Here is a 23,511-nt window from a genome sequence, read left to right on the forward strand (position 1 = left end):
CTACTCCCAGGTCTCGTTGAGCAGGATGGTGATGGCGTCGGTGACGTCGTCGACGACATGGTGAGCGGCAGGGAGCCCGTCGGGCCAGGGGCGTCCGCGCAGCCAGATGGTGCACAGGCCGGCCTGGTGACCGCCGCCGATGTCCCCGGCCGGGTTGTCTCCGATCATCCAGCCGCCATCCGCAAGGCTGACGCCGCAGCGGGTGGCCGCGAGTTCGAAGAGGCGCCGGTCCGGCTTGCGGATCTCCAGGTCACCCGAGGCGGCGACGCCGTCGACCAGGGAGGCGAGGCCGGTCCCGGCAAGTTTGGCGCGCTGGATGTCACCGGCCCCGTTGGTGATGATGCCAATCGTCCAGGCAGCCGCGCGCAGGCGGGCCAAGTCCTCGAGGACCTCGGGGCGGCAGGTGACGGCGGCCACCATCAGGTCGACGTACTCCCGCCACAGCTGCCCAGCGGGCACGGCCAGGCCGAAGACGCGGCGCAGCCGGACGAAGTTGTCAGGGTTCGCGCGGTCGACCAGTTGATTGCGCAGCCACTGCTCGGTGACGGTGGCGAAATCGTGCGCGCGACACAGCGCGGTAAGGGCATCACGGACGGCGGCCTGCCGGTCGACAAGGGTTCCATCCAGATCGAAGAGAGCCAAGCGCTGCTGCACGTCGGCGACCTTATCGGTGCCGTCGCGCCGTCTTGCAGGCAACCGCGCACGGTGAGGGCGAGGGGGGTGACATTCGTCGGTGACATCCAAATGTCACCCCCGAATGTCACCAGACACCGCGTCAGAACACATGCCACACTCGCCGCGTCCGTTCCCCTTCCCGCGTGGCGGGACGGTTCACGAACTCGCTTCCCGTCAGGCGGGAAGGACGGGCTTACGAGTCGGCGAGCGCTGGAATCGCCACTTGAAATCTGTTCCGATTCAGGGGCACCAAGGGGTTCTAGCTGCGCGTTCTCACGTCAAGAACGGAACGGTTATCGGCGAGGGGAGGGCAGTCGGGTGGAGTCGGTCGGTATCTCGTACGCCAACACGCTCGTTCTCGTTAGCGAAGATCACCGAGAGCGTGTATCTTTTTGTCAATCATTCCCTATGGTGGAGGTCCCGATGTCTGATCCGCTGAGGCGAATTGACGCCCTGGTGGAGGAGGACAACACCCTCCCCACGCTCCAGGTCCGGCGGCAGCTCCGGCTCGCCGCCGGCCTCACCCAGTCCGAAGTCGCTGAGGCCATCGGCGTCAAGCGCCTTGCGATCGCTCGCTGGGAGGCCGGGGCCACCCAGCCCCACCGCGGGAACCGTCGCGCGTACGCGCACCTTCTTCGGAAGCTGGCAGAGAAGTATCCGGATGCCGCCATCGAGGGGGCGTCCGATGAGGGATGACTTCGCGGTGCTGCCCGTTTCCGGGTTCGCCGACGCCGCCTTCGGTATCGAGGGGGTCGGGATGACCTAAGTCATCGGCCGCGCGCGCCAAGAGAGTGGACGGGAATCCACTTCGGCCTCGCGCGGCCCGTCTCGCCGCCCGGTCTCATAAACCAGGTCGGCCGCCCAGTCCCGGCTTTGGCACCGGTTCCGGGCTCCAGCTCATGGAGCTGGTTCTACATCTAGCAACACAGCAATACCCCGCCTTGGTAAGCGGGTCGCTCCACCCGGTCCGTCAGGACCGCGCTTCACCGCAGTCGCCCCCTCGCAAGGGGCTTCTGCTCCTGCAACACCGTTCCGGAAGCCCCTGCAAGGGCCAACGGAACTCCGCACGACCAGCCCGAGGGCTGTCCGCACCACCCGTCCGAGTCGCCATAAGGAAGCAAGGGAGCTGCCTCTGGTTCTTCGTCCGGTGCCCGCTCCTCACGGAGGGGGCGCCCACACATCCACACGAACGGATAGGCCGGCCCCGAGGGGCTTGGTCGGTCCACGCATATGGAAGCTGGTCTCTTCATAGTGCCCGATCTGGTGTCCCCCTGTCGCCTTGACCCTGTCCGTTTCACCCAGGTTCGGTCCCGCCGATCGTCCCGCGTGACGGGATCGACGTACAGTTCGTCCCTCTTTTTCCTTTCCGTACCGGAAGTTGGATTTCCGGTAGGAAGCTACAACTGCGGCGCTTTCGGGATGGGTTTCCTGAGCGAACCTGCGGTGTCCGCCGCCCCGTCGAACGGCGTTCGCCGGTCCGCTCTGGTTGTCCACAGGGCCGCCGCCGATCCGCGGACTCTGTCCACAGGGGCAGCGCCCGACGCTGTCCGGATGATCGTTCACACCCGCCTGTCCGTGTCCGCACACCGCTCTGTCGTGGCGGTGGGCCGATGAGCGCGGGTGCGGCGGCCGCCGCTGTGCTGGACCACTCGATGTGGGACGTCGTCGACAACTCTGTCGACGAGATCCCGGCGCTTCCCGGGCAGCGGTCCGCGCTGCGGTCTGTGCCGGCCTCCGGGAAGTCGGGCAGCAACGGTCCGGGTGACCCGCTGCGCCTTGGTCGCTCGATGCGGCTGCGGTTGCTCGCTGCGGTCCAGGCGCTGCTGGCGGATCCGTCGATCGCGGGGCAGTCGGACGTGGCGAGGCTCGCGGCGGTGGTGCTGTATGCGAAGTCGCGGGCGCCCAAGGGCGACAAGGACGACAACGTGACGTCGATCTGGGTCGCGGAGCTGGGCCGGTGGCTGGGAGTGGGGGAGTCCACGGTGAACCGCCGGGCGTTGCCGCCGCTGCGGACGTCGGACGGCGTGCACACGCAGGTGGTGAGGGACGGTAAGGGTCACCCGACCGGGCTGAAATGCCTGGTCATGCCGTTGTGGAACGCCCGCAAGAGCGGGGGAGCGGCCCACCCTCTGGCGCTGACGCAGGCGGAGTTGGCAACGCTGCTGCACCTCATCGAGGCCCTGTTCGGGCAAGGCTGGACGCCGGAGAACAAGGAGCCGACGCCGCCGGGGCTGCTGGCCGGCCGTACGGGCAAGGGCGCTGCGACCGACCGGCTCGGGCTGCTGCTGATGGTGCTGAACACGAGGGCGTCGGGCTGGCTGCAGCTGTGCGGCGGCTCGGTGAAGGTGAAGGAGGGCCGGGGGGCGGCGACGCTGGCCCGGCTGCTGGGCTGCTCGCCCTCGGGGGCCCGCAAGGTCCTGGCGAGGCTGACGGAGGCCGGTGTCGTGGCGCGGCAGCGCAAGGCGACGTCGACGCGGATGAATGGCCGGGCCCGGGTCATGCTGCTCCCCGTGGCCCGCGCGTACGGCCGCACGCTGGCCTCTGTGGAGGCTGTTCAGAGCGCCGGTCCCGTGTTTTCGCAGCGTCCCGATGGTGCAGGCGGAGATCATGCTCACGCCGGTGCTGCTGGTGCCCTTGGTACGACTGGGATCGGCGGTGCTGAGGCCCCCGGGGACGCGGCGAATCAGGAGCGTCCCGGTAGTGCAGCGCTCCACGCAGACCACGCTCAGGTGGTTACTCCCGTCGTTCCTCAGCAGCTTGATTGTGGCTTTTCCGGCGAAGGCCGTGGGGCTGAAGACCGTCGGCCGGAGCGCGTGTGCGTGCGCGAGGACCAGGCCGCCGACACCGAGACCGCCGTTGCCGTGTCGACGTCTCCGGTGGCGGAGGGCGGCCCGCTGCGCGGGGAAAAGCCGAAGGAGTCCCCGGTCGATGAGCTGGGTGGGCAGCGCGCTGCCAGTGCCGGTGCCCGTGGCCGGCTGAAGGCCGTGGGTGGTGGAAAGGCGCAGCAGCAGCGGAGGGTGGGCCTCCCGGCCGGACCTGGTCTGCGGGTGGCTCTGGGGCCGGTCTCGTGGCTGTGGGAGCAGCTGTCCGGCTGGCAGCAGGACCAGGTCGAAGCGGCGGCGAAGGCGGAGCTGTCCCGGCTGGCGGGCCTGCTGAACCACCCGGAGATGGCTCCGCAGCTGCTGGCCGACCGGTTCACCGACCGGCTGGAGCAGACCGGCGGCGAGGCCCTGGTCGACGAGCCGTTCCCGTGGCTGACCCGGCGCGGTGTGGTGCAGCGCCAGGCGTGCTCGGACCGGCGGTGCGACGACGGGATCCGGCTGGACACCGGCGGCGACTGCGAGAACTGCGGCAACGTGATCCACGTCCGGCGCGCCCGCCGCGCCCGGCTCGCTGCGGCCGTGGACCAGGAGCTGCCCGGCCTGGGTGATGACGAGCGCCGGCGCGTCCTCGAGGAGCGGCTGCGCGAGCAGGCGGCCCTTGAGGCGGAAAACTTTGTGTGGCGCCGTGAGCAGGCAGCTGCGGAGCAGGTCCGGCGGGAAGCGGCCCGTGCGGCTGACCAGGAGCGGGTGGAGCGCGAAGCGGCGGCCGCGGCTGCTGTCGATGTGGTGCGCCAGGCCCTGGTGTGCGAGGACTGCGGGCAGGAGCGGGCGGCCGGGCTGTGCGAGGCGTGCGGCTACCGGCGCCGGACCGAGGCCCTGATCGCTCAGGCCGGGATGGTCGCGGCCACCTGGTCCGCGAACCTCACCGACCCGGGTGACGTCGCCGCCGTCACCGCCGACGTACGGAGGTCGATGGTGCGTCAGATCGCCGCTGCCCGCGGCGACTACCTGCGCGCCATGGACCCGGCCGACCAGGACGGCGACCCTGCGGGTACCGCGTCCGTCCTCGCGTTCGGCGCTCTCCACACCGCTGAGCAGGCCCTTGCGGAGTACCGGCGCAACGCCCTGGCGATGCTGGGGCGGACCGAGGAAGCCGAAGCCGAGGCGAAGCGGGCGTACCGGACCGAGCAGGGTCGCCGCTGGTTCCAGCACAACCCGCATGGCGCGGACGCCGTCGCGGCAGCCACGAAGGCCGCCGACACCGCCCGGGAGCGCGCTGTCGAGTACCTGATGTCCATGCGCCTGGAGCAGCTGCGCGAGCAGGCGGCGGCCCGCACCGAGACGGCCGTGCCCGCGCCGTGGACGGACCGGCTGCCCGAGCTCGCCACCCGCCAGCTGGACGGCGACACGGCGGTGATGGCATGACCACCGGGACGGAGCTGAGCGGCGTCGACCTCGCGCGCCAGGCCCTGCTCGCCGCCCGGGAAGCGGCGAAGAAGAATGGTGCCCAGACGAAGAAGCCGAGGCGGCGCACCGGCACCGTCGTACGACGGGACGGCCGCGAGCCGCTCGGGCTGGGGAGCGCGATCAGCCGGATGATGACCGAGCGCGGCATGGTCGCCCCGGCCGCTGGCGGCAGCGTCCTCGCCCAATTCGACGCCATCCTCGCCGCGGCTGCGCCCGAACTCGCCGGACGCGTGAAGGCGACCGCGTTCCACGTGGAGGACGGCCGCCTGGACGTCGTTCCCAATGCTCCGGCCGTCGGCACACAGTTGCGCTGGAGCGCGCCGAAGCTGATCGCGGCGGCCAATGCGGCGGTGTCCGGCGGATGCGTTCGCGCCCTGCACGTCCTGGCGCCCGCCGTGAAGGCTGGCCCCGCCACGGCGCCCACCGCCCCGGACAACTCGCAGTCGGCCGTGCCCGCCGTGCCGGTGGAGCGCCGGCCCCCGCCGGACGGCTACCGGCGCGCCCTCGAAGCGCACCGCGAGGCCGTGGCGCCGTCCCGGGTTGATCCGGGTATCGCGGAGGCGGTGGAGCGGCAGAACCGGGCGATGCGCGAGCTCAGCCGCAGGGCGTTCCCCGAGCCGCCCGCGGTGCCCGATGGTGCGCCGGCCCCGATCGATCAGGCCCGTGTCCAGCGCCGCCGCCAGGCCGCGGCCACCGAGGCCGCAGCCTTGCGTCGGGGCCGTGCGGAGAAGGCCGGCGACCATGTTGTATCGCAGCGCATGGACCGGACAGCGTGACTGGTGAATTCTGGCTAGGGTCTCCGGCCTGTCAGCGGCGCTCATAGGGTCGGACCATGGAGAAACCGACCGGGCACTCACGCTGCGACCACTTACAACCCCAGCCAAGCGAAGCGGCGTGGGAGGAGGCCGAGGTCACCTCCCGGTACGCCACGGAGGCCGAGTTGGAAGCACTCGGGTACAAGGGCCCCGTCCTCGTCACACAGGTCATCCGGACTGCCTTCAGGGCTGATGGCACGCCCGTAGGCAAGACCCTGACTCTTCAGGGCGGGAGCACAGCCCTCGTGGTGCACCGGGACCCCAAGAGCGTGGAGGACGAGGAGGCGTACATGGCCTCCGGTGAACCGGCGGCGCCGGTGCCCCAAGGCCCGGTAAGCCGACCTGTGCGCACGTACCTCGTCGGTGTGGAGGGCTCCCCGCAGACGAAGATCGGGCGGACCACCGGCGCTCTCAAGTCCCGGGTGTCACAGCTCCAGACCAGCCATCACGCCAGGCTCCTCCCGCTCCTGGATGTGGAGGGGGACTACGAACGGGCGCTACACGAGCGGTTCGCGCACTATCGGGTGCGGGGGGAGTGGTTCGACCTGACGCCTCTCGGGGATCCCGTCACGGTGGTCATTGCCGCCCTGGCGGAGCTGGGACTAAATATCCGATCCGGCCTCGGCCTGGGACTTCCGGAGGTTGAAAAGGGCATCGCCTATCTCGATCGTTAGGACCGGCGGCAGGCGGCTGGCCACCGTGACGAGCAGACTGGTGAGAGGAGGCGGACCGGAGGCTGGCCATGGCTGTATCGCAGTGGCGAAACAGGGATCACCTGCTTTTCCGCGCCCTCAAAACCCACCCGGCCATCAACTGGATCGCGGCGACCGCGCTCGTCATCGTCATCGTCCAACAGTGGCTGCTCACCACTCCACAGCTGTTCGCTGGGGGCGCGGCGGTCGGCGAGGTCCTGTTCGACCTGAGCCTGGCGACGCTGGCCGCGTGGGTCTTCCATCTGGTCGTGGTCGTAATCCCGCGCCTACGCGCGGAGCGACTGCTGCTCGCCCAGGAGCACGGGCACCTGCGGGGTGCTTCCGGGGCCGCTGCCGCCGTCCTGCGTGCGATGAGCGCATCGGCCGGCAACCCCCTGCCCGACCCGCTGCCCGCGCTGACCCTCGCCAAAGTGACAACGATCTGCGAAAACGTCGACCTACAGGTCTCCCCGGAAGACTTCGCACCGGGCAGCTGGCAGGACTACCTCGTGTACGAGGCCGACCGTGCGACCCGAAGACACCAGCGGATCGAAGCCGCCTACGCCTTCCTGCCGGTCGAACTCGTCGCCATACTGCGCGGACTCGCCGCCCATGCCTACGTGAAGCAGATCGAGGCGTTGAAGAACCTACCGATGTCCAACGAGCACCCGGAGTTCCTCGCCCCGTCGCTGTACGCATACCTACAGAAGTGCTCCGAACTCGGGAAATACCTCGATGAGAAGGTTGAGCCGGTCCTGCCCTGAGGGGCCGCAAAACGTCGGAGGGTCGCAGTGCTCCACTGTGGGGCGGTGAGACGTGGTTCCAGGAACCGAGTACGAGCGCAGTCCAGAACGGCGTTCTGAAAACATCAGTGTGGGGCGTCTTCGCTGAGGTACTCCCGGTCGGAGGCGCGTACGTGAGGGGGGTGTCTCCCAGGGAGACGGCTGTCGCGGACTAGCGGTCGGTGGCCTTGGGGTGGCCGGTCGATGCGTGGTCGATCCATACGGTGCGGCGCTCGGTGTCCAGCAGGTACCAGATGCGCCCGCCGGCGGTGACCTCGATCTGCCAGCGTTCTATCGGCTCGCTGTGGTGGGCGCCGTGGCCGAGCTCGCCCTTGAGCTGGTGGTGACGCTCGGTGCGGGTGGCTGGGGCGGGGTCGGTTCGCATCAGCTGCCAGGCGGCCCGGGTGTTGCCCGCGGCCTGCGTGGCGAGTTGCTCCCACCCTGTGGCGGCCTTGCCGGTGGCGAACCGGACGTCCCACTCGCCGGGCCCCGGTGGCGGAGCGGCGCGGTCTCCTCGTTTGGGGCTCACGCAGCGGTTCCGGGGTCGGGCACCGGCCCGTAGTCCTCGCCGGAGTCGGTGGTGAGCGCGGCGTGCAGCTCGGGGTCGGCGTGGACCTCGGCGGTGTGTTTCCACTCGGTGAGGAGCTGGGCGACGGCGGCGGTGCTGTCCAGGTCGGCGGCGGCGCCCAGGGCCCCGACCAGTTCGACGGAGAACTCTCGCACGTCGTGAGCGGGCAGGTAGCGCACCCAGGGGAAGGTCGCGGGCAGCACGTCCAGGAGCAGCGTGCGGCCCTGGGAGGTGCGCATCATCTCCACGAACATGCGGCTGGTCGCCCCCAGAACCGCGCTGTCCTGGTCGGCGCGCGCGGCCGTGGTCAGCACCAGGTCCTCGTCATCACGGCGCCGGAGCCTTATCCGCCGTGCGCCACGCAGGGCGGCGAGCGTCACCTTGGGCTTGTTCAGCAGGTCCGAAAGGTTCGTCTCCATCACGCTCATGAGTTGAAGCTTAGTTGACAAGTCCAGATTAGGCGCTCCCTGAGGCTCTCGGACGTGCGCACGACGCGCTCCCGTCCTCTCCGCCGCCGCTTCCGGGGCCTGGCGCGGGCTGTCCGGGCGGGCGGAAACTGCGCCGAGGCGCGAGTGCGCTTTCGTGGCGCGCGAAGGTGACGCAAATGAGATGAAAACAACCCCCGAAGGCTGCGGTCACGGGTCAGTCCGACGCTGGTCCGTGGAGCGTCAATTCGTGTCCTTCGGCTTGCGCTGGGCGTGGGCGCTGATGCCGCCGGTCACCGGGTTGGGCTGTTTCTGTGTTCCTGCGCTGCTGCGGTCCGCGTTGTCGCTGCGGCCGCCGTGGGTCTGTATGCCGCGCAGTACTCCGGTGGTGGCGCCCGCGGTGCCGGTGACGGTGCGGGCGGTCCCGCTGGCGGTGCGGGCCGTCATCCGGGCGACTTTCACTGCGTCGCCCATGCCCGGCACTTTCCAGATGAGGGAGACGGCGATGCCCAGCGCGATGACGGTGACGGCGAGTCCGGTGACGACGTTGCCGCTGGTCTTCAGGGCGGAGGAGAGCCCGAGGACGATGACGATGACCGGTTCGGCCGCGATCAGCGCGGCCATGAATCCGGCCCAGCGCCGGGTGTGGCCCCACCAGTCCCGGTTGACGAGGCCGGAGTAGACGACGACGCCGAGCAGGGCTCCGACGTACAGGCCGAGCGTGCGCAGGATCAGCAGGAGCCACAGTGCGCCGCACAGCAGCAGCGTCGCGAAGGAGGTGACGGCGAGCAGCAGCGGGCCGCCGCCGACTTTGCCGTTCTTCAGGTCGGCTCCGAGGGAGTTGAACAGTCCGCCGGGCTCGGATCCCAGCGCGGACACCAGGACGTCGGTGACCGCGCTGACCGCGCCGATCACCGTGTAGAGGATCAGGGGGGTGAAGGCGGAGGCGAGCACGGCCAGCCACAGCAGGCCGATCGCCTCGCCCATCGCGGTGGTCATCGGTACGCCGCGGACGGCGCGCTTGGCGACGGACAGGAGCCACAGCACCAGCACCAGCACGGTGGAGGCGGCGAACACGATCGCGTACTGCTTGAGGAATCCGGCATTGGTGAAGTCGACCGCGGACCGGTCGGCGACCGCCTTCCCGAGCTGGCGGGCCGTCCAGTCGGCGGCGTCGGCTATGGACTTGGCGAGCGCGGTGAGCGGGTCGAGGCTGTCGGCCGGATCGCCCGGGGCGCTGGGGCCGTCGTCTTCGCAGTACTGCTTGGCCGGGCCGCCGAGCATGTTGCACGGGTCCTCATCGGCGGGCAGCATCCGGCCCCCGCCCGTGATCGGTGATGTGCGAGCTGTGCGAGCGCACAGGTCCCCCTTCAGGTTGTGACGGTCAGTGCATGGTGCGGCGCGCTTGGCGCAGGTGTTGCGCCGCGGTGGCTTCGGCCTGGCCGGCCAGGCCGAGTGCGGCCAGGGTCTGTTGGTGCTGCGGTCCGGGCTGGTTGAGCGTGGTGAGGGCGGCGGCCATCTGCTGCAGGGTGGTGGCCATCGCGTCGGAGAGGCGGGTGAGGTCGTCGACGGCCTGGCGGACGTTGTGGGGGTGGCTCCACTGGGCGCGGCCCGTTTTCACGTCCTTAACCAGGCGGTCGAAGGCGTCGGCGGCGATTTTGGCGTGCGCAGCTGGATTCTGGGCGGTCATCGGCCCTCCGGGCGGGGGTAGCGGATTGATGTGTCCGGTGCGTCATCGCAGGTCAGCACGTGTCTGTGATGCGTCCGTGGCTGGCACATCGGCACATCGCCGGGCGGTCCGGTGCCATGTCGTGCCGCATCGCGGCACGTCGGTGACGCACCAGGACAGGACGCTGGCACATCGGCGGCGCATCACGACAGGGCGCCTTTGATGTCCGCCAGCTGGTATGCGGTGGGGCGCTTGGGGTCGATGTCGGCGCCCAGGCGGTCGGTGGGGATGTCGAGGTTCGCGGCCTTCAGCTGTGTCTTGAGGGTGCGGCCGACCATGAGGAGCCGGTTCTTCTGTCCGTCCCACTTGCCCCAGGTGGCCGGGTCGGCTGCCGCCAGGTGGTCGGCGAGCTGTTCGATGGTGAGGGCTTCGGGGTCACTGTGTGTGGCGAACGCGTCCAGCAGGAGGCGGGCGATCTCCGGCAGAGCATCGGTGTCGGCGGGCTGCGGGACGGCTGTCTCGAGGCGGGGAAGTCCCGCTGCGAGGCGTTCGCGGGTGCGGCGGTCGGCCTCGGCCGGCGGCAGCGGGGAGACGTAGCGCAGGACCGGGGTGCGGTGTCTGGGGGTGAGGCAGTAGAAGCGTCCGGCGTCCGCGGGGAAGCCCGGTTCGGGGGAGGGGACCAGGAGGTGCGGCAGCCATCCCCGGGAGATCGCATCCGCCCTGCCGACGACGATCGGGACGTCGGCGGCCCGGCAGGGCAGCATGATCCGGACGCCGAACGCGTCCGCGATGGCGTCTCCCAGGACGTCGGAGGTGGCGTCCTGGGAGACGAGCACGATGGTGATGAGGGCCTCGCGCCCGACGCGCAGCAGGGCGACCGCGAGCTCCTTGCCGCGCTTGGACAGCTGGGGATACTCATCCAGCACGGCGATGACCGCCGGCCCGCTGGGGGTCGGTATCCAGGTGTCCTGCATGGGCGGCATCGACGCGACGCGGGCCCGGGCCCGGGCGAGCAGTGCTTCGAGTACGGCCTCGGCTTCCTCAGGCGTGCGGGCGGTCATGACGGCTGCCGGGGCGAGGGCCTTCAGTCCGCGCTTGACCGGGTCGATGTCGACGATGACCGCGTCCCGGCAGGCGGTGACGTATTCGCCGATGGCCTGCACCATGCCGGTCTTGCCGCCGCCCGTGTCGGACACGATGATCACGTGCTGCCCGGCCAGGACGACGGGCGTCGTCTCTCCCTCGAGGGAGAGTCCGAGGCTGACCGGATCGACGATGGTGCACGATCCGGGCAACCGCTCCGGGTAGGGGAGCGGGGTCTCGAACGGGTCGCGGGTGAGGACCTGCAGGCTGACGAGGGCCGCGTCGTTCGGGTCGGCCGGCTGCGCCAGGACCCTCGATTCGCCCACCCGCAGCGTCGTGGCAAGGGGCTTGAGGATGCTGACGAGCTGGCCGGCCGTGCCGGACTGCAGAACGAGCGGCACCTTCCACCCGTACGCCGTCTGTTCCGGTACAAGTACCTCGGAGACCCTCGCGTTCTCCTTCTTCAACGCCAGGCGCACCGACTCCCTCGCCTGGCGCGGGTTGCTGCCCGCCTCCCTGATCGGGAACGGCTCCGGATCGGGATCCTCCAGCTCGGTGTGAGCCGGTGCGCGCGGCGGCACGAACAAAAGCCTGGGGACCGCGGGGCGCCGCCAGGCCGGGTTGCGGCCCTTGACCACGGCCACCACGAAGAAGACGAAAACGGCCAGTGCGGTGACCGTGAAGGCGGCCAGGAAGGACAGGAACCACAGCCCCACCCACAGCGCGGGTATGACGAGGAGCAGGATCCCGGCGGTGAGGTGCCGGCGGGAGCGGACCTGCCCGTAGCCGATCTGCAGCATCGACGCGGTGACCTCAAGATGCCGGAACTCCTGCTGGCCCATCCTCATCTGGAGCTGCGCCCACTGCATCATCCGGTAGCTGATGACCGGGGACGCCCCGTAGCCGCCCCCGTATCCGCCGCCGTAGCCCCGGCCCCGGTTCTGTTTCTGCAGTGCCATCTGCTGCATCTGCATGTACGTCTGCCGCTTCTGCTGGTCTCTCAGCAGGCCGATGTTCTGCTGGACCTCGGCGTTGCCCCGCTGCTTCAGCTGCCGCCACAAGCGGTACTGGTCGTTCAGCACCCGGTGGGCGATGTGCGTGTCTGTCAGGTCCTCGGCACGCCACCAGCGGCCCCACTCGGCGCGCAGATGACGCACCCCGGCGGACAACGTGCCCCCGCCTCCGCTCCCGCTACCGCTGCCGGACATGGTCACAACTGCCTTTCTGCCGTGCTCAGATGCTGCGGAGCAGGATGTCACCGACGGTGTTGCCGGAGGTCTGGATCAAGCCGAGAGCCATCCCGAGGAGCCCCGCGGACGCGCCCAGCCACACCCCTACCAGCGCCCCCCGGATCACCGGCGACTCCAGATCGGCCCGCCCGGACTTGATCAGCCCCGCGTAGAGCGCCAGCAGACACAGCCCGGCGATCGCGCCGCTCACGCCGACCTTCTCGCCGCCGGTCATCGCCGCCTTCTGCCCACCGGCGGCGACTGTTGTCCCGGTGGCGTTCTCCAGTGCGTACGTGCCGAGCCCGTTACCCAGGGCCGCGGCCGCGCCGCCCATCGTGCCCAGGATGCCGCCGCCCAGGAACAGCAGGGCGGCCAGGGCGACTCCGGCGAAGAAATGCATTTTGGGTGTCGGGTCGCCGCCGCGCCAGCGGCCGATCTGGTAGAAGAGGACGACCAGGCCGAGGGCGACCGCGCCGATTCCGCCGGCGGCGGCTCCCGTGTTGTTCATGACGATTACGCTCCTGTCAGCCAGTTGACCGCCACACGCCAGATGAGACGCGTGACGCCGAAGATGACGCCCCACACGACCACGGCCGCGACCAGGCGCAGCAGGTAGCCCGTGAAGGTGGTGGTCCAGGCCCGCGCCACCACGCGGCCCAGGCCGTAGAGCACGGTGCGGATGAGGTCGACCAGCACATGGCCGAGCGGGCCGCCGATGGGCGTCAGCATGAGCAGGCCCAACGCGAGCGCGGGCAGCAGAATCCACCCGAGCAGAGCGAACGGCCCGTTCACGGCGATGGACCGGGCCACGCTCCCCGCGAGACTCTCGCCGTTCCACGTCACGAGCAGCGCAAGGGCAATGGCTGGGACGTTGTACTTCAGGCGCAGCCAGCGGATGTCCAGACCGCGCTTTTCCGCTGCCGCCTCCGGGCTGGGCAGGTGGGAGATGACCGCCTCACCGATCGTGACGCCGATCTCGTGCGCGGCCTGCAGTCCCTCCTGGCCGTGCTCGGACCAGGTATCGCGCCACTCCTCACGTACGCCCTCGAACCGCCACCAGTCCTCACCCGGTTCACCGTCGCCGTCGTCTTCACCACCGCTGGTGTCGTTGGTCCAGCCCGTGCTCGGCTCGGGGGAGTGGCCTGGCAGGGGAGGAGCTTCGGGCGGCAGCGGCTGACTCACCACACGGGGATCCGAACGGCCGCCGCCTATTTCTCCGTCAGCGGTCACTCCGTGCCGCCGGAGCCCGCGTACGTACCGATGCCCAGGCGCCGCCACAACCAGGCCCGCGCCCGCAACTCATCCCCCCACACACCGCACGGCACCTGATGCTGCGCCTCGGACGACGTCCCCTGGGCGGGCACTGCGGGTTTCTGCCCGGTGGTTGCGGAGCGGCGTGCCACGGCGCCGACGGCTATGTCCGTCATCCTGAGCAGGTCCTTCCTCACGGGACTGTCGCGGGGCCCTCGCCTCCAGCGGTCCCGGGCGCCGCGCGTCGATCACATGTCGCAATCTAAGCTCTACACCACGTGAGGACACAGGAGTTCCACCAGGCAACTCCTGTGTCCCGTAGACGCATTGACCCCTGTAGCAACATCAACCGGCCCATACCGGGATGACCCGCTACCGGCGCGGGCGATGCCGCCGAGAAATACCCCGGCGAACTCCTTTCCTTCCGGAGCGGGCGCGGCGTTGACCCCGATCAGGGTGGAGGAGCTGGCCCGCCGCGCCCCTGTCCGCGCTTCGGAGTGATCCTTGAGTGAGGAGGCGATCAACCATGACTCAGCACTTTCGCCATGGAGATGAGTCCACGCGAGGACGGCATACGGCGTTCAACGGTTCTAACCCGCAGACGGACACCGCTGTTTCCCCCGCTTGGCTCATACCCCCGCAGTGACATGCCAGGATCGACGTCATGGTGATCCTCGGGGTACGCATTGAGTTCTACGAAAAGATCGGCGACGTGGGCGAGCCGTCCCAGAGCATGGTCGGCGCGCTCTACCGCGACCACGGATTCAGAGCCGCCGGGGTGCCCGGCGTGGGGGAACTGTTCGCTCTGACATCCCTGCGGGTCGGGCCGCGTGAGCACCATGTCGGCGTCGACTTCACAGGGCACGGCCCGTTCCTACCGGTGCGGGTGGTCGAGCACTACCCAACCCCCATGGACGATGAAGGCAACGCACCCGCGTGGTGGGACCGGTCCGCGGAATCTTCAGCGAATGTCGTGCTCCACACCACCATGACGGACGATCCGGTCTTGCGCCGCAAGGTCATGGAGCGTTTCGCCGCGCCGGATTCCGGCTGGGTGGGGATGTTCCCGCACGACACAGAGCTGGACCGGCTCTGGTGGGAGCTGCGTGGCTCGCACAGCCACGCCGTTGAGTAGCCGGTCACCAACTGCTCCACCTGGACCACACCGCTTGGCCGCCCTGTACCGGGCGGACCCGTTCTTCACCGGCTTGCGAGGTCTCCGCAGAAACAGCCCACCGGATCCGGATTCCCCCAGGAGTAAGACCCGGGCAGCGACTGCGACTCAAAGGTCTGGGCTGGCCCGGTAGAAACGGCGGGGAGGCGGGGGACCTCTTCGTCGTCGTACGGGTCGAGGGGGAGGGCCCGGCCGTACGGACTGCCCAGGCAAGGGCGTCTTCTCGGCCAATGCGGGAGGGAATCCGGGCGGGCAGTTGAGCTCTGCCCGCCCGGATTGCCGGTCCGTCACATGATCTGAGCTGGGCCACTACCGGCCCCGGACGGTGAGGAACATCGGCATGGGCGTGAGCGACAGTTATCTGTCCAAGACAGAAGTCCAGGAGATGCTGGGCGTCAACTCCTTCGGGCTGTGGCGGCTGGTGCGCAAGTACGACGACTTCCCGCAGCCGACGGAGCCGCCGCACGACCCGTTCGCAGGACTCGGCAACAGGAAAGAACCCGAGGAAGTGTGGGACGGCACCCAGCTCTACCGGTGGGCTGCCGACACCCCGGAGTTCACCCACCGCGGCGCCATCCTGCTCCGCCCGCTGCCCGAGGACCTGACGCCCGGCCGGTGGGACGGATACAAGGACACAGCCCGGGGGCCGGCACTGGACTGGCACACGGCCATCGGCACGATCCGCATCGTGCACAACGACGATCGCAAGGTCGCCACCGACGTCGCCACCGCCCTGACCGAAGCCGGGAACCCGGACGGGGTGCGCATCGTCTGCGCCCTGTACGGGGACATGAGCTTCACCGGCCCCGCCCTGGTCGCCGCCGACACCACCCATCCCCGCATCGAGTACGAAGCCGAGTGGGGCAACGTCGCCGCCCTCGCCGGCCAGGACCTGCCCTGGTGGCCCGACCTGCTGCGCGTGCCGGAACTGATCCGCGAGTGGAAGCCCGACACCCCGGCCGCCGTCGCCCAGGTGCCCTCCAACAAGAACGAGAAGATCCTGCGTCGCGTCGCGCGCAACGACAACTTCGATGTCACCTCGCACCTGGCCGTCACCGACATGGCCAACGACATCCGCAACAACCGCACCGACAGCGTCGGGAGGGAGAGCGAGATCTTCGGCAAGGAGGGATTCCGCGCCACGCCGAACCCCGTCGTCATCGCCGCGGTGCCCGACCCCGCCCACCACCCCCTGCGGTCCGGCGGCGACCGCGAGGTCCTCAAATCCGGCTGGCACAAACTGGCCCTGAGCAACCACCCGGACGCCGTCGCCGCGCTCGAGGTCGCCGTCGGCCGTGAACCGGACCTGTTGCCCTACGGGGCGTTCACCGAAGTGCCCGACCGGTCCGGCACGGTCATCGAGCAGTGGGCCCGCCGGCTCACGATGTGCGATCCGACCGCAGCCCACGCCGTCCTCGCACGCGGCGAATCCGCAGAGGCGTTCTTCATCGACCCGCTGACCGACATGCCCGTCCTGCGGGCATCGGGCGATCGCGGCAAGCCGGTCTGGCGGTTCTACGCCCCGCTGTCCCTTCCGGCCGGCGGCGCGGAGCTCGCTTCGGCGGTGCTGCACCACACCATGTGGATCACCACCAGCGACGGCCACGTCCATCCCGCTCCCTGCACACCCTCCGAGCACCTCTGGTGGGGCGACGGCTGGGGCGACCGGCCCAGCGAGGCCGCGTCCGTCGTCAACGCGCTCCTGGACGACCTCGGTGCCACAGTGAACCTGCGGGAGCACTGGAACGCCCCCAAAGGGCTGACAGCCCTGTTCAACGACCAGCACAAGCAAGGGAGCGAACTCACCCGCAGCACCCTGCTGCACGCCCGGATGACCCCGCCGCGCACGCGCTGAACGGCTCCGTCTTCCAGCCCCGGCCTGCCCTGGTCCGGTCCGGGCCGCGCAGACAGAGCGACGGGGCGGCCTCACGGGAGAGGCCGCCCCGTCGTGCGTCGTTCAGCGCAGGCGTCCGAGGTGGATGACGCTGACGCGGACCTGGCTGTCGCTGATCGCGTACATCACGCGGTAGCGGCCGACGTGGATACGCAGGACGTCGGTGCTGCCGAACGCGCCCTCGGGGCGCGGTTCGTCGGCGAGGTGGTCGACGGCGGTGAACACCTGCCGGACTCCGGCGGGGTCGTCCTTGGCGAACTGCTCCGCCTGGGCGAGCGCCTCGGGTTCCCAGATGACCTCGTAGCTCACGCCTCGACTCCGCCGAAGACGCGTCGGTACGCCTCATCGTGCGGAACGCCCGCGCTCTCGCCGCGTTCCTGGCGTGCGCGGTAGGCGGCCAGGGCCCGCAGCTCCTGGAGTTCGAGGGCGTCGGCGGGGCTGACCAGTATCGCGATGGTCTGGCCGTGGTCGGTAATGGCGGCCGGTTCCCGGGTGGCGCTGACCTCACGCGCGATGGCGCCCAGCCGGGCGCGGGCTTCCACGATCGAGTAAGTGCTCTCCGTCGTCGTCATGCACACCACCTTACGGAAGTGTGCACATTCCTGCCATCGAACAGGTTTCGTACGCGATACGTACGCTGAACGTACGCACTTGGTGCGGTTCATGGGGTAGAGTATGGATCAGGAGGTTTTCCATGTCCGAGTTGTTCGACGCGGTCGACGCGCTGGTCGCGTCCCGCGCCACGCTCCCGCCACCGGCGGAGCGCAAGCGGCTGCGTGCCGCGCACGGCCTGACGATCGATGAGGTGGCAGGCGCGCTGAAGGTGCGCCGGGCCACGGTGTCCGGCTGGGAGTCCGGCAAGACCGAGCCCCGCCCGCCGGAGCGCGACGCCTACGCCCGGCTGTTGGAGCAGCTGGCGGAGCTCTACCCGGCCGCCCCGGTCGTGCCCGCCCCTGACGCTGCGGTGCCAGCCACGTTCGCCGCCGCTCCCGCTCCGGCGGAAGCGCCGCCTCTGTCCACAGGCCCGGCGCCCGAGGCTGCGGTCATGACTTCAACCGAGAACACCACCACCACCACCACCACCGCTCCCGTCGCCGCTGCTCCGGCAGCCGCGCCGCGTCCGGCGCGCACCACCGGGCCGACGTCGACGTCACGGCCGCCGGGCGCGAAGAAGGCGGCCCCGGCCGCGACCACCGCGGGCGAGATGGACCCGCGGTTCGAGAACGGTCCGCTGGCGGTCGTCGACGTCGAGGACGGCAAGGTGCTGGCGTACTGCGTCGGCGGCTTGGTCCTGGACGTGCCCGCCAAGAGCTTGCCGTCCCTGGTGGACTGGACGCTCAAGGAGGCGAAGCTCGGTCAGCCGAAGCTGTCCGGCCCGGGACGGCCCGCCGACCCGCTGCTCGTGCTCACCCAGGCCGCGCTGGAGCGCTACGGCCTGCCCGTCGCCCTCACGGAGGAGGAGCGGATCGCCGGGCGGATCCCGGAGGGCCACAAGGTCGCCAAGCAGCTGACCCGCGCCGACTGGCAGCTGACGAAGCGCGGGTTCGGGCCGTGGGCGCGGATCTACCGCCCCGCGAAGGGCTCGGACCGGCAGTGCGTCCAGCTGTGCATCCCGTCGTGGAACGCGCTGGACGTCCGGTTCTGGGGCCCCGCCGGGCAGCTGCCGCCGCCGGAGCTCGCCCGCGTCCTGGGCGTCTATGCGTCGAGGGTGATGACGCCGCGCGGCTCCACCGCTGTCACCGGCCTTGAGCTGATGACCGCCCTGCACCCGCCGACCCACGCCGTACGCGATGAGGAGACCGGCGAACTGCGGCGGGCCGACGGCAAGACGCCCGGCTCGCTGGGCGTGGACCCGGTGGACTGCGCGCCGTGCGAGGCCCCCGACGGACACCCGCTCCTGGCAGACGTGCCGCGCTTCCACGTGCGGGGGCCAGGGGAGAAGCTGTTCGAGGAGGCATACGACTGGGCGCGGCCGATGACCGACGACGAGTGCATGCGCTCCCACCTGGTGGGCCTGGACGTGAACATGGCGTTCGCCGCCGGGGCGAACGGGTTGGTCGTCGGCCTCGGTGAGGCGACGCACGTCAAGAACCCCGTGTTCGACCCGAAGCTGCCCGGCTCGTGGCTGGTCGACCTGTCCCACGTCGATCTGTCGAGGGTGAAGGCCGGCAAGGAGTGGGCGGAGCTGGACGGCGCGCTGCTGCCCTCCCCGTTCACGCCGAAGGGCGACCGCCCGACGGGCCCGGCCTGGTACGCGACGCCGACCGTCGCCTACGCGGCGGAGCTCGGGTACGACGTGACGCCGACCGAGGCATACGTGCGGTACGAGAGCGGCCGCTACCTGGACGGCTGGTACAGCCGGCTGCGCGACGCCTACCTGACCACGATGGCCGACCTCGGCGTCGACGCCGACCTCGCCCCGCAGGACTTCCTGGCGGCGATGGACGGCTACAAGAGCCGCGACCCGGAGATGGCCATCGTCGTCGGGGCGGTCAAGGCGACCGTGAAGGGGGGCTTGGGGAAGCTGCGCGAGCGGCCCCGCGGCGAGGGCTGGACGTCCGGCGAGCCGTGGCGGGCCCTGTCCCGCCCGACGTGGCGGCCCGACATCCGCGCGGCGGTCATCTCCCGCACCCGGATCAACCTCCACCGCAAGATCGTCAAGCACGCGGCGTTCACCGGGCAGTACCCGGTCGCGATCCTCTCCGACTGCGTCGTCTACGCCGCCGACGGACCGAGCCCGCTGGACTTTCTGCCCTACCGCGAGGGCAAGCCGCTGCCGGGCGGCTTCAAGCTCGGGGTCAACCCCGGCCTGGTCAAGCACGAGGGCACGCAGACCACGCTGTGGGGAGAGGGAGCCCGGGAGCAGTTCAACGCCCCCGAGCTCAACCTCGCCCGGTACATCAAGGACGGCACCGTCACCGACAAGGACAACGGGGAGTAGGGAGCGGCATGAACAAGGAGTTCGGGGACGGCCTCAACCAGGCGGTGCAGAAGGCGTTCACCCGCCCGGCACCGAAGAACGCGGGCCCGCAGATGCGGTACCTGGTCAAGCAGCTCGGCGGCACGAAAGCGGTCGCCCAGATGCTGCGCATCTCCCAGCGCACCGTGGAGCGGTACGTGAAGGACCAGATCAAAAAGCCGCGTCCGGACCTGGCCGCGCGCCTGGAGCGCGAGGTGAAGGCCCGGTGGCAGCCCCAGATCAGGGCCAAGGCGAAGGAGAAGGCGGCGACCACCGGCGGCATCGTCATCGACGTCCACGCCCGCCTCGGCTACGCCGGAGCGTCGATGGACTCCACCGACGAGGACCGCGAACGCCACCTCACCGTCGCGCTCCCGCCCCAGTACGCGGCCCGCCTGTTCGACGCCCAGGAGCAGGGGGCCAGCGAGGACCGGCTGCGCGAGCTCACCGCCGAAGCGCTCAAGGAGGTGTACTTCCAGGACAGCGGGCGCCGCGCCGGCTCCCTCCAGGAGGTCCAGATCAACGACGTACTGAACCTGGGTTTCCAGCTGTAGAGACCGCGCCCCGAACAGCCCGTGAGCCCCGGACCCTTGGTCCGGGGCTCACGGCGTGCCGGGGCAGCCGAGGTTCGTCAACGTCAACGGCGGGCTGCAGCGCACTCGCACGATCGGGCGAAAACCCGCAGGCGCACGGAGCCGCTGCTCCTGGCCGCCGCGGAGCGCCGCCATGCTGAGCACCACCACCCGACTTCAGCGGAAGGCTCCCTGGTGAGCAGCAAGAACCGGCGCGAGCTGACGTGAGCCGAGCTGTTGCGCCGGCCGTACGGGAGAAGGCCCGCACCCGTACCTGTCCCGACTGCCAGGCCGCGCCGGGGGAGAAGTGCGCGCCGGACCGGGCCGGACGCTCTCAACTGCATCAGGGCCGGATCCAGGACGCCCGGCGCGCGATGACGCCCCTGCCGCCGTTCCGGATCCTGCCGCCGGGCACGGACCAGGACCGAAGGTTCATGGAGCTCGATCCCGACTCCGTCGACACCCTGGTGGTGTCCTGGCACCAGGACCTGCTCCCGGAGCTGCACACCTCCCCGTACGAGGCCACCGCTCTGCTGCGGCTGGCCCTGAAACAGGCGGAGCTGCACCGGCCCGGGGGGCCGCCGGAGATCAGGAACTTCCAGCTGGGCTTCCTGCTCGCGCCGTTGAACTTCCTGACGCCTGGCGAGTTCATTGAAGCGGTGGACCGGCTCGAGGCCCGCGGCTTCGTCGAGCGGGTCGGCGACAGGGGTGTGTGGATCAACCCCGTGGCGGTCCGCGTCGTTGAGCGCCGGGACCTGCCCGCCCGCCTCCTGATGAAGTGGAACGCGGACAGAGTCGACTGGGCAGGCTCAGCGGCACCCGCCTTCCCTTCCGCCTGATCGCCCGTGGCAGCGCACACAGCAACTGCCGGGGCTGGGGGGACTCATCCGTCTGGCCCACATTGCGCGTCGGCCGGGCCCGTCGGCTCGTTGGACGGCAACGGACGGGCCACTCAGGCCCGGGGAGCCAAGGAGCGCCGGCATGGCCGTGAGCCGTACCCGGAAAAAGAAGAACCAGAGCCGCAAGCCGCCGGAGTGGGTGGGCAACACGATGGTCTGCATGGGGCCGAAGCCGCCGCGGCCGGCGGCCCCTCGCGTAAGGGCCTGGCAGCGGGACACCGGGCGGCGGAAGACGACCGTGTCTGGTTCGACAAGCATCCGGGTGTCTCGGTACGGGTGCGCGAGGCACTGCCGGGCGAGCACGACGAACACCTGATCACTCACGGCCAGGAACCGCTGGGACCGGACCAGAGGTTGGCCGTGGTGGTCCTCCAGGCGGCGCCGGGACGCCGCATCAGGGTGCCCTTCGGCGTGGTCCTCCCCGACACTCCGGGCGCGCCGCTCACTCCTCAGCAACTGAAGGACGTGCAGGTCGCCTGGGAGAACAGCGATCAGACGGCTCTGGTCACCAACGCGAAGGGCCAGAGGGTCGACGCTCTCGCCGCGCTCCGCAGCGCCCTGGACACGTTGCCCCCGCAGGCCACCCCCGAGAGCAGCCTCACGGTCGCGGCCGGCCCGTAGCCGGTCCAGCGCACAACCACCGTCCCAGCTGGCAGGCAGGCCGGGGCGGTGTCAGGGGCCGTACAGGCCGCCGGGCGCGGCCAGGAGCGTGCCGTCGGCCGCGCACGGCACGAGTTCGCGTGGCGCACGGTCGGGATCCGCCTCCCCGAAGTGGAAGGAGCAGCGCTGCGCCTTCCACCTCTCGGCATCCTCGTAGGACCGGCCGTCGTACACGACGGTCAGCTGCTCGCCGATCAGGACGACGACGTCGGGCAGAGTCACGCCCCACTCCAGGGGATCCGAGCAGCGTCTTCCGCGGGTGGTGCGGGCCACGCACTCCAGCAGGTGCGGGTCGTGCTCCTGGGAGCCCCAGAGTCGGTTGTCCAGCAGGACGTAGCGCTGGTCGGGGAATTCAGGTCGCAGGATTGCGGGGTGTCGCCGGGAGGGTGTGCTCACACCGTGGTCAACGCCCGCGCCCAGCATCCGTACCGCGTGCACGGTGAACTTCTCGCCGGTGGGGCGGCGACCTACGCTGAGGCGATGGAGCTGAATACCCACGAGCGGGCCCTGCTGCACGCCGTTTCCCAGTCGCCTGCCCCGGCCGCGATGTCCACGTTCTTCCCCGACCTCACCCGGACTGTCCCGCCCGAGGTACACGCCCCCGACGACGACCCGGTCCGCATCGCCTGGACAGACGAGCAGTTCGCGCTCTACGGGGCGTCGGTCTCGCTGTGGCAGAAGAACCTGGTGCGGGTCGTCCACCCGGCGAACGGCGAGCGGCCGGACCTGGTCGAGGCCACGGACGAAGGACGCACCGCGCTGGCCTGAGCGCCCAAACGCCCGGCCTCTGTCCACAGGTTCCGCGCCCGAGCATGCGGACATGACCCAAGAACACGAGCAGCCGGCCCCCGCGCGGAGCGTCCTGGACGCCCTGGCCCGCGCGGAACGCGCCATCTTCACCCGGAAGATTCCGCAGTCCGCCAGGGCTAAAGTCGAATTCCTCCTCACGCGCACGAAGGCTTCGACCAAGGAGCTCGCCGAGCGCCTGAACACCTCCCGGCGCACGGTGGAGCGCTACCGCGCCGGGAAGCTCAAGAAGCCACAGAAGAAGCTCCAGGAAGCCCTGGTGAGAGAGACTGAATCCGAGTGGCAACCGCAGGTCAGGGCACAGGCGAGGGAGCGCGCGGCCACCTCCGGCGGGATGTGGGTGGAGTGCGAGGCGTACTTCGGGTTCACCGCGAACGGCAGCTCGGATGACGGCCGGGTGCGGTACATCAGCACACCGATCTCCCCCACGTACGTGGCCCAGATCCTCGCCGCCCGCGACGAGGGCAAGACCGAGGAAGACCTGCAACCCATTGTCGCGGAGGCCATAGCCGAGTCGTATTTCACAGACTGGGGCACGCGCGCAATCGGCTTGCGCGCCGATTTCACGTCAGTCGGATACATCAAACTGTCGTTTTAGGCGCGGCGAATACCCGCCTGCTATAAACCTGGGGTACGGCCCGCCGACGGAGCGCTCTGGCGGCGGGCCGTACCCCTTTTCCGCAATGACAGCGAGGCCCCCCAGATGGATACTCCCGCGCCCCGGCGACCGCGCAGCCCTCTCACCGGCGCCCCCGCGCCCGCACCGGTCGACTGGGCGAAGGTGGGCCGCAGCTCGGTGCGCCGCCGGGCCCGGGGCATGACGCACACGGAGGCTGCGGCCGCGCTCGAGGACGCCCGCTTCGAAGCCCGGCAGGACTCCCGGCACGAGGACCTGGCCAACGATGAGCGCGGACCGGCCGAGCTCGCGGAGTGGGCGCGCATGTGCGACATGAGGTCGCTGACGATGAGAGGGGTTGGGCAGTGAGACGCCAACTCCCTGACCTGTGACCGATGGTCGGTCCCCAGCCTCCAGGGCCGAGGAGCAATCCGAGGTCCCGAGCGGAGGTG

27 protein-coding genes are annotated in these 23,511 nt (G+C 70.2%); 15 read left to right on the top strand and 12 right to left on the bottom strand.

Going from position 1 to position 23,511, the window contains the following annotated elements:
• Positions 1 to 654, bottom strand: coding sequence for an HAD family hydrolase (locus OTB20_RS32795; protein ID WP_267823178.1), 654 nt, complete (start codon positions 652 to 654; stop codon positions 1 to 3).
• Between the two features lie 444 nt (positions 655 to 1,098).
• On the opposite strand from OTB20_RS32795, the gene OTB20_RS32800 reads away from it, so the two are divergent.
• The 5 genes from OTB20_RS32800 to OTB20_RS32820 all read left to right on the top strand — a co-directional run bounded on the left by OTB20_RS32800 (position 1,099) and on the right by OTB20_RS32820 (position 7,235).
• Complete coding sequence (locus tag OTB20_RS32800; RefSeq protein WP_267823180.1) at positions 1,099 to 1,371, top strand: helix-turn-helix transcriptional regulator; 273 nt, start codon at positions 1,099 to 1,101, stop codon at positions 1,369 to 1,371.
• 914 nt (positions 1,372 to 2,285) lie between these two features.
• Positions 2,286 to 4,922: a hypothetical protein gene (locus OTB20_RS32805; RefSeq protein ID WP_267823182.1), complete on the top strand. Its 2,637-nt coding sequence runs from the start codon at positions 2,286 to 2,288 to the stop codon at positions 4,920 to 4,922.
• Complete coding sequence (locus tag OTB20_RS32810; protein ID WP_267823184.1) at positions 4,919 to 5,740, top strand: DciA family protein; 822 nt, start codon at positions 4,919 to 4,921, stop codon at positions 5,738 to 5,740. The genes OTB20_RS32805 and OTB20_RS32810 overlap by 4 nt, the downstream gene beginning before the upstream one ends.
• Positions 5,741 to 5,796: 56 nt before the next feature.
• Entirely contained in the window at positions 5,797 to 6,453 is a 657-nt protein-coding gene (locus OTB20_RS32815) for a GIY-YIG nuclease family protein (RefSeq protein ID WP_267823186.1), read from the top strand.
• Positions 6,454 to 6,521: 68 nt separating this feature from the next.
• Positions 6,522 to 7,235, top strand: coding sequence for a hypothetical protein (locus tag OTB20_RS32820; RefSeq protein WP_267823188.1), 714 nt, complete (start codon positions 6,522 to 6,524; stop codon positions 7,233 to 7,235).
• A gap of 190 nt (positions 7,236 to 7,425) precedes the next feature.
• On the opposite strand, the gene OTB20_RS32825 is transcribed toward OTB20_RS32820, so the two are convergent.
• The 8 genes from OTB20_RS32825 to OTB20_RS32860 form a co-directional block, all read right to left on the bottom strand.
• Positions 7,426 to 7,782, bottom strand: coding sequence for a hypothetical protein (locus tag OTB20_RS32825; protein ID WP_267823189.1), 357 nt, complete (start codon positions 7,780 to 7,782; stop codon positions 7,426 to 7,428).
• Positions 7,779 to 8,249 (bottom strand): hypothetical protein, encoded by a 471-nt coding sequence (locus OTB20_RS32830; RefSeq protein ID WP_267823191.1) that lies wholly within the window; start codon positions 8,247 to 8,249, stop codon positions 7,779 to 7,781. The genes OTB20_RS32825 and OTB20_RS32830 overlap by 4 nt, the downstream gene beginning before the upstream one ends.
• A 240-nt stretch (positions 8,250 to 8,489) precedes the next feature.
• The gene (locus OTB20_RS32835) at positions 8,490 to 9,560 is read right to left on the bottom strand and encodes a hypothetical protein (protein WP_267823193.1); all 1,071 of its coding nucleotides are present in this window, start codon (positions 9,558 to 9,560) and stop codon (positions 8,490 to 8,492) included.
• 70 nt (positions 9,561 to 9,630) lie between these two features.
• The gene (locus tag OTB20_RS32840) at positions 9,631 to 9,936 is read right to left on the bottom strand and encodes a hypothetical protein (protein WP_267823195.1); all 306 of its coding nucleotides are present in this window, start codon (positions 9,934 to 9,936) and stop codon (positions 9,631 to 9,633) included.
• A 182-nt stretch (positions 9,937 to 10,118) separates the two neighbouring features.
• On the bottom strand, positions 10,119 to 12,206 hold the full coding sequence (locus tag OTB20_RS32845; protein ID WP_267823197.1) for a hypothetical protein: 2,088 nt from the start codon (positions 12,204 to 12,206) through the stop codon (positions 10,119 to 10,121).
• A 25-nt stretch (positions 12,207 to 12,231) separates the two neighbouring features.
• Complete coding sequence (locus OTB20_RS32850) at positions 12,232 to 12,735, bottom strand: hypothetical protein (protein WP_267823199.1); 504 nt, start codon at positions 12,733 to 12,735, stop codon at positions 12,232 to 12,234.
• 5 nt (positions 12,736 to 12,740) lie between these two features.
• Positions 12,741 to 13,412, bottom strand: coding sequence for a hypothetical protein (locus OTB20_RS32855; protein ID WP_267823200.1), 672 nt, complete (start codon positions 13,410 to 13,412; stop codon positions 12,741 to 12,743).
• Positions 13,413 to 13,453: 41 nt separating this feature from the next.
• Positions 13,454 to 13,654, bottom strand: a complete 201-nt coding sequence (locus OTB20_RS32860; protein ID WP_267823202.1) for a hypothetical protein — start codon at positions 13,652 to 13,654, stop codon at positions 13,454 to 13,456.
• A 488-nt stretch (positions 13,655 to 14,142) separates the two neighbouring features.
• Between OTB20_RS32860 and OTB20_RS32865 the strand changes: the two genes are divergently transcribed.
• The 3 genes from OTB20_RS32865 (at position 14,143) to OTB20_RS32875 (ending at position 16,507) form a co-directional block, all read left to right on the top strand.
• Positions 14,143 to 14,613 (top strand): hypothetical protein, encoded by a 471-nt coding sequence (locus tag OTB20_RS32865; RefSeq protein WP_267823204.1) that lies wholly within the window; start codon positions 14,143 to 14,145, stop codon positions 14,611 to 14,613.
• A gap of 140 nt (positions 14,614 to 14,753) precedes the next feature.
• Positions 14,754 to 14,912, top strand: a complete 159-nt coding sequence (locus tag OTB20_RS42920; RefSeq protein WP_420716536.1) for a hypothetical protein — start codon at positions 14,754 to 14,756, stop codon at positions 14,910 to 14,912.
• Between the two features lie 80 nt (positions 14,913 to 14,992).
• Positions 14,993 to 16,507: a hypothetical protein gene (locus tag OTB20_RS32875; RefSeq protein WP_267823205.1), complete on the top strand. Its 1,515-nt coding sequence runs from the start codon at positions 14,993 to 14,995 to the stop codon at positions 16,505 to 16,507.
• A gap of 102 nt (positions 16,508 to 16,609) precedes the next feature.
• On the opposite strand, the gene OTB20_RS32880 is transcribed toward OTB20_RS32875, so the two are convergent.
• Together OTB20_RS32880 and OTB20_RS32885 are read right to left on the bottom strand one after the other, a co-directional pair.
• On the bottom strand, positions 16,610 to 16,855 hold the full coding sequence (locus tag OTB20_RS32880; RefSeq protein WP_267823207.1) for a type II toxin-antitoxin system RelE family toxin: 246 nt from the start codon (positions 16,853 to 16,855) through the stop codon (positions 16,610 to 16,612).
• Positions 16,852 to 17,118 (bottom strand): type II toxin-antitoxin system Phd/YefM family antitoxin, encoded by a 267-nt coding sequence (locus OTB20_RS32885; protein WP_267823209.1) that lies wholly within the window; start codon positions 17,116 to 17,118, stop codon positions 16,852 to 16,854. The genes OTB20_RS32880 and OTB20_RS32885 overlap by 4 nt, the downstream gene beginning before the upstream one ends.
• A gap of 122 nt (positions 17,119 to 17,240) precedes the next feature.
• Between OTB20_RS32885 and tap the strand changes: the two genes are divergently transcribed.
• The 4 genes from tap (at position 17,241) to OTB20_RS32905 (ending at position 21,597) form a co-directional block, all read left to right on the top strand.
• A complete protein-coding gene (gene tap / locus OTB20_RS32890) occupies positions 17,241 to 19,487 on the top strand; it encodes a telomere-associated protein Tap (RefSeq protein ID WP_267823211.1) in 2,247 nt (748 codons plus the stop codon).
• A gap of 8 nt (positions 19,488 to 19,495) precedes the next feature.
• Entirely contained in the window at positions 19,496 to 20,059 is a 564-nt protein-coding gene (gene tpg, locus OTB20_RS32895; RefSeq protein WP_267823213.1) for a telomere-protecting terminal protein Tpg, read from the top strand.
• A 242-nt stretch (positions 20,060 to 20,301) separates the two neighbouring features.
• Entirely contained in the window at positions 20,302 to 20,916 is a 615-nt protein-coding gene (locus tag OTB20_RS32900) for a hypothetical protein (protein WP_267823215.1), read from the top strand.
• Positions 20,917 to 21,111: 195 nt separating this feature from the next.
• Positions 21,112 to 21,597, top strand: a complete 486-nt coding sequence (locus OTB20_RS32905; RefSeq protein WP_267823216.1) for a hypothetical protein — start codon at positions 21,112 to 21,114, stop codon at positions 21,595 to 21,597.
• 51 nt (positions 21,598 to 21,648) lie between these two features.
• Here OTB20_RS32905 and OTB20_RS32910 read toward each other — a convergent pair whose 3' ends face one another.
• Positions 21,649 to 22,074, bottom strand: a complete 426-nt coding sequence (locus OTB20_RS32910) for a hypothetical protein (protein ID WP_267823217.1) — start codon at positions 22,072 to 22,074, stop codon at positions 21,649 to 21,651.
• A 42-nt stretch (positions 22,075 to 22,116) separates the two neighbouring features.
• On the opposite strand from OTB20_RS32910, the gene OTB20_RS32915 reads away from it, so the two are divergent.
• The 3 genes from OTB20_RS32915 (at position 22,117) to OTB20_RS32925 (ending at position 23,428) form a co-directional block, all read left to right on the top strand.
• On the top strand, positions 22,117 to 22,404 hold the full coding sequence (locus tag OTB20_RS32915) for a hypothetical protein (RefSeq protein WP_267823219.1): 288 nt from the start codon (positions 22,117 to 22,119) through the stop codon (positions 22,402 to 22,404).
• 52 nt (positions 22,405 to 22,456) lie between these two features.
• Entirely contained in the window at positions 22,457 to 23,041 is a 585-nt protein-coding gene (tpg, locus tag OTB20_RS32920; protein WP_267823220.1) for a telomere-protecting terminal protein Tpg, read from the top strand.
• 105 nt (positions 23,042 to 23,146) lie between these two features.
• Complete coding sequence (locus OTB20_RS32925) at positions 23,147 to 23,428, top strand: hypothetical protein (protein WP_267823222.1); 282 nt, start codon at positions 23,147 to 23,149, stop codon at positions 23,426 to 23,428.
• Positions 23,429 to 23,511 lie beyond the last annotated feature (83 nt).

Origin of the sequence: Streptomyces sp. H27-H1, assembly GCF_026627445.1 — a bacterium.
Classification (GTDB): domain Bacteria; phylum Actinomycetota; class Actinomycetes; order Streptomycetales; family Streptomycetaceae; genus Streptomyces.

What these genes read in the sequence shown, in the direction of transcription:
- OTB20_RS32800 (WP_267823180.1), top strand. Translation starts at nt 1,099, where the DNA reads ATGTCTGATCCGCTGAGGCGAATTGACGCCCTGGTGGAGGAGGACAAC.
- OTB20_RS32805 (WP_267823182.1), top strand. Translation starts at nt 2,286, where the DNA reads ATGAGCGCGGGTGCGGCGGCCGCCGCTGTGCTGGACCACTCGATGTGG.
- OTB20_RS32810 (WP_267823184.1), top strand. Translation starts at nt 4,919, where the DNA reads ATGACCACCGGGACGGAGCTGAGCGGCGTCGACCTCGCGCGCCAGGCC.
- OTB20_RS32815 (WP_267823186.1), top strand. Translation starts at nt 5,797, where the DNA reads ATGGAGAAACCGACCGGGCACTCACGCTGCGACCACTTACAACCCCAG.
- OTB20_RS32820 (WP_267823188.1), top strand. Translation starts at nt 6,522, where the DNA reads ATGGCTGTATCGCAGTGGCGAAACAGGGATCACCTGCTTTTCCGCGCC.
- OTB20_RS32830 (WP_267823191.1), bottom strand. Translation starts at nt 8,249, where the DNA reads ATGAGCGTGATGGAGACGAACCTTTCGGACCTGCTGAACAAGCCCAAG.
- OTB20_RS32835 (WP_267823193.1), bottom strand. Translation starts at nt 9,560, where the DNA reads ATGCTGCCCGCCGATGAGGACCCGTGCAACATGCTCGGCGGCCCGGCC.
- OTB20_RS32840 (WP_267823195.1), bottom strand. Translation starts at nt 9,936, where the DNA reads ATGACCGCCCAGAATCCAGCTGCGCACGCCAAAATCGCCGCCGACGCC.
- OTB20_RS32845 (WP_267823197.1), bottom strand. Translation starts at nt 12,206, where the DNA reads ATGTCCGGCAGCGGTAGCGGGAGCGGAGGCGGGGGCACGTTGTCCGCC.
- OTB20_RS32850 (WP_267823199.1), bottom strand. Translation starts at nt 12,735, where the DNA reads ATGAACAACACGGGAGCCGCCGCCGGCGGAATCGGCGCGGTCGCCCTC.
- OTB20_RS32860 (WP_267823202.1), bottom strand. Translation starts at nt 13,654, where the DNA reads ATGACGGACATAGCCGTCGGCGCCGTGGCACGCCGCTCCGCAACCACC.
- OTB20_RS32865 (WP_267823204.1), top strand. Translation starts at nt 14,143, where the DNA reads ATGGTGATCCTCGGGGTACGCATTGAGTTCTACGAAAAGATCGGCGAC.
- OTB20_RS32875 (WP_267823205.1), top strand. Translation starts at nt 14,993, where the DNA reads ATGGGCGTGAGCGACAGTTATCTGTCCAAGACAGAAGTCCAGGAGATG.
- OTB20_RS32885 (WP_267823209.1), bottom strand. Translation starts at nt 17,118, where the DNA reads ATGACGACGACGGAGAGCACTTACTCGATCGTGGAAGCCCGCGCCCGG.
- tap (WP_267823211.1), top strand. Translation starts at nt 17,241, where the DNA reads ATGTCCGAGTTGTTCGACGCGGTCGACGCGCTGGTCGCGTCCCGCGCC.
- tpg (WP_267823213.1), top strand. Translation starts at nt 19,496, where the DNA reads ATGAACAAGGAGTTCGGGGACGGCCTCAACCAGGCGGTGCAGAAGGCG.
- OTB20_RS32915 (WP_267823219.1), top strand. Translation starts at nt 22,117, where the DNA reads ATGGAGCTGAATACCCACGAGCGGGCCCTGCTGCACGCCGTTTCCCAG.
- tpg (WP_267823220.1), top strand. Translation starts at nt 22,457, where the DNA reads ATGACCCAAGAACACGAGCAGCCGGCCCCCGCGCGGAGCGTCCTGGAC.
- OTB20_RS32925 (WP_267823222.1), top strand. Translation starts at nt 23,147, where the DNA reads ATGGATACTCCCGCGCCCCGGCGACCGCGCAGCCCTCTCACCGGCGCC.